The sequence below is a fragment of the Sorangium sp. So ce385 genome, from assembly GCF_051474135.1.
Lineage (GTDB): Bacteria > Myxococcota_A > Polyangia > Polyangiales > Polyangiaceae > Sorangium > Sorangium cellulosum_D.
The window spans coordinates 2,620,509-2,633,552 of record NZ_CP150337.1; the positions used below are offsets into that span (position 1 = coordinate 2,620,509).

Genomic DNA, 13,044 nt, shown 5'->3' on the forward strand with positions numbered 1-13,044 from the left:
GTCACCGAGGTTGGGCTGACGGACCGGGGTTGAGGTCACCGAGGTTGGGCTGACCCGGGTTGGGCTGACCCGAGGTTGGGCTGACCCGACCGGGGTTGAGATCTGCGGAGACCTGCGACGCTACCAATGTGCAATTTTGCATCCTGGTGGAACAGTTTCGGTTCTCACAAGAACTCCGGCCTACTCATGATTGATCGCGCCCGCTTCGGCCCACGTGGAGAGCACAGCGGTGCCTGGCGGCGCTTCGCACCATTTCGACCATGCGACCCTGCTTCTCACCGCTTACCTCGCCCCTCGCGCGCCTCCCCGCTGCGCATCCGCGGTCGGTCGGCTACCCCCTCTGTCTTCCCGCCGTCCGCACCGAGGCGCGCTTCCTCCATCCATCGTTTTCCTGCAGGAGCTTCACATGCGAACGCGCCCCCTCTTCCTGACCGTCGTGCTTCCTCTCCTCCTCGCCGGCCTCGCGTCCGGCGGCTGCGACCCAGCCGAGGCCGACGACCCGCCCCCTGCGCAGGCGCAGAGCGGTAGCGGCGCGGGCGACGCGAGCAGCGCCACCGGAGCCAGCGTCACGGGCGCCAGCGTCTCGGGCGCCGGCGGCTCGGGCGGCGGCAGCGCAGGCACCGGCGGCTCGGGCACCGGCGGCTCGGGCGCCGGCGCCGCCGGAGGGCCCACGAGCGCCTCAGGCGGCTCTGAAGGTGGCGGCGGGAGCGCCGCGCTGCCGGACGTCTCGGTTTACATCGCCGGAGACTCGACCGTTCAGACGTACGTGAACAGCCCCATTCACCAGGCGGGCTGGGGCCAGATGCTCGGAGAGTTCTTCGACGCGCGCGTGCACATCGAGAACCGGGCCATCGGCGGCCGCACCGCGCGCCGGTTCATCGACGAGGACCGTCTGGCCGACATCCTCGTCGACATCCAGCGCGGCGATTACTTGCTGGTGCAGTTCGGCACCAACGACAGCAACAGGAACGCGACCTACGAGCACGACGGCGCCACGATTCCCTACTACCTCGACCCCGCGACGGACTTCAAATCGTACCTCGAGCAGTACATCACGGGCGCGCAGGCGCGCGATGCCATCCCGGTGCTCGTCACCCCGCCCCCGCGGCGATCGTGCACCGGGGACAGCCACGAATTCGGCAACGGCTTGGCAGCGTATGCCAAGGCCATGCGGGAGCTCGGGGGCGAGCTCGACGTGCCCGTCATCGATCTCAACGAGAAGACCCTCGCCCATCTGAACTCGATCGGGTGCGTGGCGGCGGGCGAGGACTTCTTCCTCGTCCGGGCCGATGGCTCGGTCGACGGCACCCACTTCAACGAGACCGGCGCCCGCACCATGGCGGGCTTCGTCGCCGACGGCACCGCGGACGCCGGCCTGCTGCTCGCGCAGTACCGGAACTGAGATCCCGGCCCGCAGCTCCGGCGCCCCCGGCCCGCAGCTCCCGTGCCCCGACGCTTCATGCGGCCGGCCGCCCGCGCGGCGCCCGACCGCTCGACGTCACGCCCTCGCGCGCTGGCGGGCAGGCCGCGCCGCGGCCTCGCGCGGGGCGACCTGCCCGCCGCGCGCGGTCGGCGTCACCTGACGTGAATGTCCGGCTTGGGGGGCGCCGCCATCCCGCCGCCGATATGGAAGCTCGGGTGAGGCGGCTGGTTGTAGGCGGTCTGCTCCGAGGTGATCTGCATGCGGTACTGCGGATCGTGCATCAACGTGTAGATCCGCCGCGTCGTCACGCTCGTCGTCGTGTACAGCCGCAGCGCGGCGTCGTTGGACTCGCGCCACACGATCTCTTCCCGCCAGTCGCCGAGCAGGTCGGCCGTGAGCGCCGGCGTCGACTTCGTGCCGTTGTTCGAGGCGCACTGGCTGCAGCTGAGCAGCGAGCCTCCGCCGTACTTGGTGATCGACGTATTGTTCTGCAGCTCGCGCAGCTCGTCCGCGTCCCACCAGATCAGGAAGTTCGCCGAGGCAGGCTGGCTCCCGACGCTCGACCCGCTCGTGGCGGACAGGAGCCCTCCCGTCGAGTTGGTCCACATCTCGGCGCCGGCGTTGCTCGCGAGCACGTCGCCCGCCACGCCGCGGCCGGTGTCGGCGCCCGTGACCGGCCCCTGCCGGAGGACCGCGCAGGTGTTCGCGTCGTGGATGTCGTAGGTCGGCTTGCTGCCGTCCTCGTGGGGCATGAACACCTCGAGCCCCGGACGCGAGAGGACGAAGTCGCTCACGTGCAGCGCGTCGCCGTGCCCGAAGTTCGTCGAGCACTTCCGGGTGCCGTTGCTGTCGATCGTGGAGGCGCCGTAAATCACCTCCTGCGCGCCGTCGGCGTCGACGTCGGCCACCGCCATCGAGTGGGCGCCTTGGCCCGTGTAGGCGGTGTTCGCGTTGCTGTCGGCCTTCCAGATCTGGGTCAGGCTGCCGTCGCGGAAGCTCCAGGCGGTGATCGTGGCGCGCGTGTAATAGCCGCGGGCCATCAGGATCGCCGGCCGGCCGCTCGCCTCCTGTCCTCTCCCGAGGTCGCTCACGAATCCGGCGCTCGCGAGGAACCGATCGACCCGGTTGCCGTACGAGTCTCCCCAGGACGAGACCGTCCCGCGGGGCACGTCGAACGCCACGGTCGCGAGCTCTGCGCCGTCGGGCCCGCCGAACACGGTCAGGTACTCGGGGCCGCTGAGCACGTACCCCGCGGCGTTCCTGTGGTCCGCCGCGTCGTCGTCGGAGGCGGCGGGCCCTCGGCGCAGGTACGCGCCCGTCCCGTCGCGCGTGCCTGGAGCGGTCTTCACGGCGACCTCCGCTTTCCCGTCGCCGTCGAAGTCGTACACCACGAACTGCGTGTAGTGCGCGCCTGCCCGGATGTTCCTCCCGAGGTCGATGCGCCACAGCCGCCGCCCGTCGAGCTTGTAGGCGTCGAGGTACACGGGCCCGGTGCAGCCGGCCTGGGAGTTGTCCTTGGCGTTCGACGGATCCCACTTCAGGATGATCTCGTATTGCCCGTCGCCGTCCACGTCTCCGGTGCTCGCGTCGTTGGCGGAGTACGAGTAACTCTCGCCCGCGTTGTCGCACTTCGAGGGCGTCGTCCCGTTGGCGGGCTTTTCGAGCGGTATGCGGAGGTAGTTCTGGCCCCAGGTGGCGGCGGTGGGCGAGGCTGCCTGAGCGGCGCCGCCGACGACCGCCCGGATGGAGTACGTCGACGAGGTGGTGCCGGCGGTGTCGAGGTAATTGGTGCTGTTGGTGACGTTCGCGATGCGCGTGCCGTTCCGGTAAACGTCGTACGAGATGGCGTTCGGGTTCGCCGGGTCGTATTCGTAACCGAACATCCTCCATCCGACGTAAACGCCGTTGGAAACCTTGACGGCGACCACGCCGCGATCGAGGTCCTCCATCTGGTAGTGACCGCTCGGCGCGGAGCCGCCGGAGCCGCCGCTGCCGCCAGAGCCGCCGCTGCCGCCGGAGCCGCCGGAGCCGCCTGCGCCACTGCTGGCGCTGCTGCTGCTGGCGCCGGAGCCTCCGCTGCCGCCTGCGCCACTGCTGGCGCTGCTGCTGGCGCTGCTGCTGCTGGCGCTGCTGCTGCTGGCGCTGCTGCCGGAGCCGCCTGCCGTCACGCTCGCGAGCGCCGGGCGCTGCGTGGAACCGCTCGCCGTGGCGCAGAAGCCAAAGCTCGTCGATGCACCGGGGGCCAGGCTCGCGTTGTGGCTCTTCGGCGTGGCGACGAGCTGCGACCCGCTCTGGAGCGCGTCGGCGTTCCAGGCGTTCGCCAGGGCGGAGCCGTTCATGGCGATGGCGATCCGCCAGGTCGTCGTCGCCGCCGTTCCCGTGTTCTGGATCGCGACGTCGGCGCAGTACCCGTTCCCCCAGTCCGACGCGTACGTCAGCGTCGCGGTCAGCCCGTCGCCCGTCAGCGGCTGCTCCGAGGCCTCTTGTTGCTCGAGCCCTCCTTCAGGCCCGTACGCCTCATCCATGACACACGCCCCGAGGAGCACGAGGGCGGTGGCCGTCGCTGCAGATAAGCAAGCTCGCATGGAAAAATCCTTTCATAACGCGCGGCGCACGCGGCGATCCGCGAAAGGTCCTCGCTCGCCGGGGCCGGCGAATCATTCGACCGGAGCCCCTGGCGATCGAGGAACAAGGAGCGACCCTGCATGTTGCTCCGGCACCTAGGACTCAATCACCAGAGTCTCAAAAAAACGTGCGCTTTCGGTAAATCGGAGTTTTTGCGGCGCACGAGAACGCCTCGGGCTCCCGCTGAAGCCCGACGGCGGCGCGGCCGTGAACCCCGACCTTGTCGGTGGTCTCTCGACATCCCCCGCGAGCCTGGCGCGGGCAACCGAGCGAGCTCCTCCACCAGGATCCTTGTCGCTGCCGGCCGGGGCACGGCTCCGGATGCGTGGCTCCTCCGAGGAACCCGCGCTTCGCAGCTCACGCGCCGGCGGCGTGCAGGGCTCGATCTGTCCACAGAAAATCCACAGTATGTGGACAGATGTGCAGTGGCCGTGGAGGCGGGCGCGGCTGGAGGCGCTCGGCGGTGCAGGCCTGCGCGCGCTGGCTCGGCGGGAGCTCGCCGTCTTCCAGGCATGGGCCCAGGTACGCGTCGTAGCACGCGCCCGCGTCGTTCGGGACGCGGTTCGTCAGGACAGCGCGCGGATGTCCATCTCGATGGTGCCCACGACGTCCGCATAGCGGAGCGCCAGGTCCTTGGCGTCGTCCAGCGACGGCACATCGACGATGACGTAGCCGCCGATCAGCTCCTTGGATTCGGCGAACGGCCCGTCGATCACCGTGCGTTTGCCGCCGGCCGACACGATACGAGCGCCCTTCGCGGTCGGCTGCAGCCCCTGGGCCGCGAGCAGCACGCCGGCCCGGGTCATCTCCTCGATGAGGCGACCCATCTCCGCCACCAGTTTCGGCGCGGGCGGCGCCCCGGTGTCGGCCGCGTCGTGGCAGTGGACCGCCATGTACCGCGTCGTCGTGAGCCCCTCGGGCTTCGGCGCCACGCCGAGATCCCACGCCTCGGTCACGGGCCGGATGTCGATGTCCACGTCGCCGATCAGCTCCGCGAAGCGCGTCACCCAGCCGATCGCCTCGTCGAGCGACGCGACGCGGAGGATCGCGAAGCCGGCCGGCACCGCGCTCGCCGCCCCGAAGGGCCCCCGGGTGACGGTACGCCGGCCGCCGGCGAACCGGAGGCGAACACCCAGGGAGCTCGGGCGGAGCCCCTCGCCGTCGCGCAGCACCCCCGTCTTCGCGAGATCACCGACCAGCTGCCCCACACGCGCGATGAACTCAGGGCTCGGCAGCGCGCCGGCTTCCGTCTGCGCGTCGGTCCTGTGCATGATCATGAAACGCATGTCCACGTTCTCCTAGGTGCTGGGTCGACAGGAAACCGGGGATCCTCGCCGCGAGCAACCCCGGCGCTCGGCAGGGCGACGAACGAGGGCGAGCCGGATCGACACGGCGGCGCATTTTTTTTGCACGCCCCCGCGGGGTCGCGCTCGGGCGCGCTGGCCTTGCCCGACGAGCCGCGCCTCTCTCGCTCCGCGAGCGCGCGGGCCGCGCCGGGGGCCGAGCATCACAGCAGGGTGCCCCGGAGGACGATCTGCGCGACGTTGAAGTAGATGACGAGACCCGAGACATCGACGAGGGTCGCGACGAACGGCGCGGAGGCGCTGGCCGGGTCGAAGCCCAGCCGGCGGATCGCGAAGGGCAGCATCGAGCCCGCGAGCGTTCCCCAGGTGACGATGCCGACAAGGCTGACCGCGACGGTGGCGGCCACCTCGCGGTAGTGCTCCCCGTACGTGTGGAAGATGGCCTGCCACACGAGGATCCGGACGAGACCGATCGTGGCGAGGATGACGCCGAGCGACAGCCCGGCGGTGAGCTCGCGTCGGACGATGCGCCACCAGTCCTTGATCGTCACCTCGCCGAGCGCCATTGCGCGGATGATCAACGTCGTCGCCTGGGACCCGGAGTTGCCGCCGCTCGAGATGATGAGCGGCACGAAGAGCGCGAGCACGACCGCCCTCGCGATCTCCTCCTCGTAATGCCCCATGGCGCTCGCGGTGAGCATCTCGCCGAGGAAGAGCGCCGAGAGCCAGCCGCCGCGCTTCTTCACCATGGCCAGCATGCTGGTCTGCATGTACGGCGTGTCGAGCGCCTCCATGCCGCCGAGCTTCTGGATGTCCTCGGTGGCCGCCTGCTGCACGACGTCGACGATGTCGTCGACCGTCACGATTCCCTTCATCCGGCCCTCGGCGTCGACGACCGGGAGCGCGTTGAGATCGTGGTGCGCGATGACGCGCGCGACCGCCTCCTGGTCCAGCGTGTCGGGCACCGAGATGACGTCCCGGCGCATGACCTCGGACACCGGCTTGTCACCCGGCGCGACGAAGAGGTCCCTGAAGGACACCACGCCCAGCAGCCGCTGCTCCTGGTCGAGCACGTACGCGTAATAGATCGTCTCGAGCTTCTCCTGGGCCTGTCGCTGCAGGTACCGGATGGCCTCGCCGACCATCATGTCGGGCCGCAGGCGCGCGAACCGCGGGCTCATCAGGCCGCCGGCCGCGTCCTCGGCGTACGCCATGAGCGCCGTCACCTCGCGCCGCGTCGGCTCGTCGAGCATCTCGAGGAACGAGGCGCGGTCGTGCGGCGGAACGAGCTGGATCACGTCCGCCGCGTCGTCGGGCGCGAGGAGCCGCATCCAGAGCTGCCGCTCACCGCTCTTCATCGCGAGCAGGATGGCCGCCTGCTCCTGCCCGGACAGGCTCAGGAAGAAGCTGTGGACCTCGCCCCGGTCGATGTGCTCGAAGCTCTCGACGCGCTCCGCGGGGGACAGGACCGCCCAGATCTCGCGGAGCTCGGCGGCGGTGAGACGGTCGTCAGGCATGGCTCGCCTCCACGACGAGGGGTTGTTGGGAAAGGGGGGATGACGAGGAGGTCGAGGCGCAGGCGCCGGCCTCGACGCCACGCGAGGATACGGCGTCGTGCCCTCGTGCACGAGCCCACCTGCGCGCGGAGAGCCTCAGCGGCGCCCGCGATCCATCTCCTTGAGGGCGAGCTTCGCGATCGCCCGCAGGGTGTCGAACACGCCGCGGCCGCTCGCCGCCGCGGCCTCGAACTCGGGCGCTCCGCCCGGGTTGAGGAGCGCGCGGAGCTCCGCGACGTCGGCGATCCCCTCGAGATCCCGCTTGTTGTACTGGATCACGAGCGGCAGCCGCCCGGGCGAGCGGCCCTCCTCGGCGAGGTTGTCCCAGAGGTCGGCCATCGACTCCAGGTTCGCGTCGAGCCGGGCGCGCTGCGAGTCCGCCACGAACACGACGCCATCCATTCCCTTCAGGATCAGCTTCCGGCTCGCTCGATAGAAGATCTGGCCCGGCACGGTGTAGAGCTGAAGGCGCGTCCGGAAGCCCGCAAGGCCCCCGAGATCGAGCGGCAGAAAATCGAAGAACAGCGTGCGATCGCTCTCCGTCTTCAACGAGATGAGCCGCCCCTTGGCGCTCGGCACCGTCCGATCGTACACGTACTGAAGGTTCGTCGTCTTCCCGCAGAGCCCGGGCCCGTAATAGACGATCTTGCAGTAGATCTCCCGGGTCGCATAGTTGATGAACGACATCGGCGTGCTCCTCACAGAGTCGACGTTCGAGGGGAGGCAAGGCCGGTCCCCGCATTGGAAGCGAAGGCGATCGGCCGCGATCGCATGGAAAGCGAAGGCAGCGGCCGACCACCGCACGGGGAGAGGAGGCGACCGCCCGTCCTCGCGATGGAAGGAAGGCAGTCGGCCCCCGCCGTCGAGGGGAGGGCGACGCCCGCTCCCCCTCCGAATCCCCGCATCGAGCGCGGCGCGCGCTACGTCACGCGCCGCGCGCTACGTCACGCGCCGCCGGCCGCGAGCCGCTGTGTCGCCGCCGGCGCGGCGAGCGGCGCCGCGCCGGCGGCGCTCAGCTGGACGCGTCGGCGATCGCGTGGAGCGCGGCCACGAACCCCTCGAGGGAGGCGTCGCGCGCGTCGCTGTGCTTCACGAGCCGCTCGTTCACCGCGATGAGCTCCGCGACGTCGGGGCTCGCGCCCGGGACCCGCCGGAGCTCGTGGACGGCGCGGCTCACCCGCGACGGCGGGTCGAGGCACGCGAGCGCCGACAGCGCCGCCGCCGCGCCTTCCTGGTGGCCCGCCGCGAGCGCCTCGCGCGCCATCCCGAGCAGGACCAGCGCGAAGGCGACCTGGATCGCCTCCAGGAAGCCGCGCGAGACCTCCTTGCCGCCCTGGCCGGCCTCGCTCCACGCGAGCGTCACGAGCTCGCCTATCTCCGAGAAGGCGCGTCGCGACATCAGCGCAGAGAGCGTCTCCAGACCGTGCTTGTCCCAGGCGGCCCGCGTCGTCAGCTGGCGCGCGAGCCAGGGGAGCACGGCATACGCGTCGCCCCCCGCCCGGATCGACCCGAGCGCGATATCGAGCAGGGCGGCCCGCGCCACGCCGTGCGCCTCCAGCCAGACGAGCAGGTTCGCCCGCTCCGACCCCCGCGGCGTCCGCCGCGCCTTCTCGAGGATCGCGTCCCGGAGCACGGCAGGAAAACGGCGGATATGGGCGCTCCAGTCCTCGTCGGAGCCGCGCGCGCGCTCCATCGCCAGCGCGGCCAGCGCGCCGTCGTCGAGCGACAGCAACCCCGCCCGCCGCGCCGCGAGGATCTTCGCGACCGGCAGATCGCGCAGCGCGGGGCGCTCGGCGAGGCCGTCGAGCTCGTCGCCGTCGAGGAGCGGCTCACTGCGGACCTTCGGCGAGAGGACGAACTCCGAAGGCCACTGGACGGGCTCGCGCCGGCAGCGCGCGAGCACGCGCTCGTAGATCGCCGCCGGGACCTTGCCGCGCACGAGATCCGAGAGCTCGATCCACTCCTCCTCAGCGAGCGTGAGCCGCGGGACGCCCAGCACCTCGTGCTGGAAATGCGCCGGATCGCGGATCGCGAGCCGGGCGAGCTGCTGGATCACCGGCCCGCTGAAGCCGCTCTCGCACCGCGCCCTCCAGCGCAGGAGATCGGATGTCCCGAGCTCCTCGATGTGCTCGGACAAGAAGGCATGATCGTCCGGCTCGAGCACCGGCTGGCGGAGCACATGAAAGAAGGCGACGGGACGGGCACGGCCCCGATGCGCGCGCACCAGGGCGTCGATTTCCGCCTTTCGCATGGCGCGACCTCGTCATCCCCGGCCTGTGCGGCTCGGGGACGTCTTTGCGTCTATCGTCGCCTGGCGCTTGCGCGGCCCGTCATGACTCGGCGGTCGGTGGAATGACGGATCCTGTTCCGGACCGGTGTGGCCAGGATAGCGCGAGCGCGACCTCTGTCAAGATGGCAGGCGCGGCAGGGCCCTTTGCCGCGGCCGGGGAGAGCGGGTGACGCGCCCTGCGCCTCCCGGCGCGTTGGTTACATGCGCGCGCGCCTCCTTGCGCGCTGGTTACGTGCGCGCGCCTCCTTGCGCGCTGTCACTCGGCGCGCCTCACGCCGGTCCGGCGACGAACCGCAGCGGCAAGGCGACCGGGCCGCGCACGGTGAGGGTGCGGTTGTAGACGATCTCCCCGGGGCCGCGCTCGATCCGGGCGAAGCGCGCGATCAGCGCTTCCAGCGCCGCGCGGGCCTCCATGCGGGCCAGCGCCGCGCCGATGCAGAAGTGGATGCCGTGCCCGAACTGGAGCCCTCCGTGAGAGCCGCGGTGCAGGTCGAACCGGTCCGGCTCGGGGTACTGCCGCTCGTCGCGGTTGGCCGAGGCGACGAGCGCGAGCACGAGCGCCCCGGGCGGCAGCGTCGCCCCGGCGAGCTCCACCTCCCGGGTCGTCAGCCGGGGCACGGACTGGCTCGGACCGTCGTACCGGAGCACCTCTTCGAGGAAGAGCGGCACGAGATCGGGCGCGTCGCGCAGGCGCCGCAGCATCTCCGGATGATCGGCGAGGAAGAGGAGGGCATTGCCGAGCAGGTGGGTTGTCGTCTCCAGCCCGCCGAGCAGGAGCAAGACGAGGAAGTCGACGATCTCGGTGTCCGTCAGCGCCTGTCCGTCGGCCTCGGCGCGGATCAGGTCGGTCACGGTGTCGTCCGCCGGGGCGCGGCGGCGCGCCGCGACGACGTCGCTCAGGTACCCCGTCAGCTCGGCGATCGTCGTCCGGACGCGCTCGGCGTGCGCGGGGGGCTCCGGGCCGGGCGTGACCGAGAGGATGTCGTCGGCCCAGCGCTTGAAGTGCCGGCGGAGCCCGTGGTCGAGCCCGAGCACCTCCCCGATGACGAAGGCCGGGAGCGGCATCGCGAGCGCGTCGATGACGTCGAGCTCTCCGGCGAGGCCGCTCGCGAGCTCCTCGGCGACGGCGCGGACGCGCGGCGCGAGCCGGGCCACGGTGCGCGCCCCGAACGCCCGGTGGATGAGCCCGCGCAAGCGCGTGTGCGCCGGCGGATCCAGGGCGAGCATCGAGTTGGCGAGCGGGTTGTACCCCACCCAGGGCGGCTGCCACGCCGCCTTAAAGCCGTGCGACGAGAAGAGCTCCGGGTTCTTGAGGACGAAGAGCACGTCCTCGTACCGGCTCACGGCCCACATTCCGCCGGGCTCGACCTGGCAGACCGGCGCCGCGCGGCGCAGCTCGGCGTACCAGGGATACGGGTTCGCGCGAAACGCGGGCGAGAGCACGTCCATCCGATGATGCATCGCGGTTGCCTCCCGGGCCCCTCGGCCGGGCAGCGCGCTCGAGGACCGAGGGCGGCGCGGGCGAGCGGACCACGGGGGCACCCCAGAGCACCCCGGAGGCCAGGCCGCGATCGCCGGGTTTTGGGGCGGTCGCGCGGGACGGAGCGCCGCGCAGCCGGTCAAGATGACCGGGTAGTCGGTCATCTTGACCGAGCCAAGCCCGGGAGGCGGCCGACCTCCCGGGCTTCGTTCTCTGCTGTCGTCAGCGCTCCGCCCGCGTCCGCGCGGTCAGAGCTACTTGACGAACACGAGCAGCTTCTTGATGCCGTTGACGTCGAAGACCTTGACGCCGACGACATCGCTGACATCGACGTCGTTGTTGCTGAGGACGTCGCCGACCTTGATCCCGTTGGCGACGTCGACGTCCTCCAGCACGTTCTGAAGGTTGAGGAGCTGGAGCTTCACGAGCAGGTTGTTCAGCGAGTTCTCCACGACATCGATCTCGGAGCCGTTGAGGATGTCGGTGAGGTACACGATCTTGATGCTGTCGATGTCGACGACCTCGTCATTCAGGTCCAGGACGTCCGTGACCTGGATCAGGATCTTGTCGATCAGGTCGGTCACGGTGACAAGACCGTAGATCGGGAGGTCCTGCTTGACCGGCGTGTCATACGACGCCAGCGCGGGGGCCGACAGGCTGAGGGCAACGAGAGCAGCGCCAACACCAGAGAGCACGCGAGACTTGATCGACTTCATGTTCGTTTATCCTCTTGGAAACAGGTTTTTTTTGTTTGGTTGAGCGTTCAACGAACGCATGAACACCGGTTCGTCATGAGCCAGTCACGAGTCCCAAGGATCGATCGCGCGCTCGGGCGGCCCCGTCCGTCGGGTGCGCGTCCGCTTGGATCGATCTCGACCTGTGGTCGCCAGCCGGCGCTCTCGCGCCGGTCTCGATGCAGCCATGTTGTACCGAGCGGGCTTCTATCAAGGAGCCCTCCCGCGCGGCGCGCTGCTGCGAACAGCCCTGCGCGCCGCGAAATCAAGGTTCGCTCATGCCGTCCCGGAGCTCATGCGCCCCACTTGCAGAGCCATTCGGCCCTCGCGTTGGAGCATATTCACGGTTGATGCCAACGTCAGAGTCGGTGTCGGGACAGCAGAATCATGAAAGAGTTCAGTGGCCCTGTCGTCCGGGCGACAAAGGTGCCTCACTGGGGCTGTGACAATGAGACAAGACACAACAGGCTACGTGGAGCCGCGTGGGCTCTCTGCCGTAGTGCGCTTCTGCCGTTGTCTATCTCGAGCTCATATGATATTGATTTAGGTTTGCCCGCGCAAGGGATGGGGCGGTGCGTCGATGCTGCCCGGCCGCGGGGGTGGTCAGTTTTATACCGCCTCCACCCGTCCCGTCATCCGGTGGCGAGCTCATCCAGGGTGACGACGCCCGCGCCGCGCCGAGCGCGCGTCGTGCGGCGCGACCGGCTTTCGCCGAGAAATCGGGCGGTAACCGCGCGAAGGGCGGACTGAGCGGTCGTCTCGAGGTCCGCCAGGAGCGGTAGCCGGACCCTCCTCTGCGGTCGTGTCTCCGCGGGTGCCGCATGCTGGGGCCTGCAGGCGCATGCCCGGGCCCGCAGGTGCATGCCAGTGCCCGCAGGTGCATGCGGCGGCCCGCAGGTGCATGCCGTGGCCCGCAGGTGCATGCCAGTGCCCGCAGGTGCATGCCAGTGCCCGCAGGTGCATGCCGGGGCCCGCAGGTGCCTGCCCCGGCCCGCAGGTGCCTGCCCCGGCCCGCAGGTGCATGCCGGGGCATGCAGGCTCGACCGCGGAGCACCGGCGGTCGCCGGTGCGGCTCGATCCTGGCGCACCGCCGGCCCGGGGAGCCGCCCTGGCGCACCGCCGGCCCGGGAGCCGCGCGCTCGGTGCGCGCGGGCCACCCGCCCGTCCCGAGGTGGGAAACCACCCGCCCGTCCCGAGGTCGGAAACGACAGAGAGTATCGCGGCGCCCGGCGGCGTCGCGACAGGGAAGCTACGTCGGTATCCTGCTATCGCGTCGAATCCGTAATGCTGCTCTCTAAACGATCCACTCGACCTACGAGAGCTGTTTGGCAGGCGACAAATCGGAACCGGCGAATGGGCGGCAGATGGGGTAGCGGGCAGATCGTGGGGCTGCCCTCGACTCAGCTCGCGTGGAGGCGTCCTCTCGCGCTGGCCGCCTGACGTCGTTGGGCGCACCTCGAGAGGCGCCGTCCTCGTCGATCCAGCCGCTCGGGCGCGCCGCCCGGAGGCGCGGCCGCGCCCGTGGAGCTACGCCCGAATGCGGTGTCCGCCCTCGCCTCGAAGCGCGGTCGAAAACGTGCTGTGCATTCGTCCACGCTCGTCCAGGGGCGTCCTGGATGTCGCGGGGAGCGC

At 70.4% G+C, this 13,044-nt stretch carries 8 protein-coding genes; 1 reads left to right on the forward strand and 7 read right to left on the reverse strand.

The window, feature by feature from the left end:
* Nucleotides 1–406 precede the first annotated feature (406 nt).
* Nucleotides 407–1,402: a rhamnogalacturonan acetylesterase gene (locus WME83_RS09815; RefSeq protein WP_437319007.1), complete on the forward strand. Its 996-nt coding sequence runs from the start codon at nucleotides 407–409 to the stop codon at nucleotides 1,400–1,402.
* 173 nt (nucleotides 1,403–1,575) lie between these two features.
* On the opposite strand, the gene WME83_RS09820 is transcribed toward WME83_RS09815, so the two are convergent.
* The 7 genes from WME83_RS09820 to WME83_RS09850 all read right to left on the reverse strand — a co-directional run bounded on the left by WME83_RS09820 (nucleotide 1,576) and on the right by WME83_RS09850 (nucleotide 11,394).
* Nucleotides 1,576–4,008, reverse strand: coding sequence for a cellulose binding domain-containing protein (locus WME83_RS09820; protein ID WP_437319008.1), 2,433 nt, complete (start codon nucleotides 4,006–4,008; stop codon nucleotides 1,576–1,578).
* Between the two features lie 606 nt (nucleotides 4,009–4,614).
* Nucleotides 4,615–5,334, reverse strand: a complete 720-nt coding sequence (locus WME83_RS09825) for a YciI family protein (protein ID WP_437319009.1) — start codon at nucleotides 5,332–5,334, stop codon at nucleotides 4,615–4,617.
* Between the two features lie 221 nt (nucleotides 5,335–5,555).
* Nucleotides 5,556–6,869: a magnesium transporter gene (gene mgtE / locus WME83_RS09830; RefSeq protein WP_437319010.1), complete on the reverse strand. Its 1,314-nt coding sequence runs from the start codon at nucleotides 6,867–6,869 to the stop codon at nucleotides 5,556–5,558.
* 135 nt (nucleotides 6,870–7,004) lie between these two features.
* Nucleotides 7,005–7,595: a GTP-binding protein gene (locus WME83_RS09835; protein WP_437319011.1), complete on the reverse strand. Its 591-nt coding sequence runs from the start codon at nucleotides 7,593–7,595 to the stop codon at nucleotides 7,005–7,007.
* 325 nt (nucleotides 7,596–7,920) lie between these two features.
* Entirely contained in the window at nucleotides 7,921–9,159 is a 1,239-nt protein-coding gene (locus tag WME83_RS09840) for a hypothetical protein (RefSeq protein ID WP_437319012.1), read from the reverse strand.
* A 309-nt stretch (nucleotides 9,160–9,468) separates the two neighbouring features.
* On the reverse strand, nucleotides 9,469–10,659 hold the full coding sequence (locus tag WME83_RS09845) for a cytochrome P450 (protein WP_437319013.1): 1,191 nt from the start codon (nucleotides 10,657–10,659) through the stop codon (nucleotides 9,469–9,471).
* Between the two features lie 273 nt (nucleotides 10,660–10,932).
* Nucleotides 10,933–11,394, reverse strand: a complete 462-nt coding sequence (locus tag WME83_RS09850) for a hypothetical protein (RefSeq protein ID WP_437319014.1) — start codon at nucleotides 11,392–11,394, stop codon at nucleotides 10,933–10,935.
* Nucleotides 11,395–13,044: the final 1,650 nt, after the last annotated feature.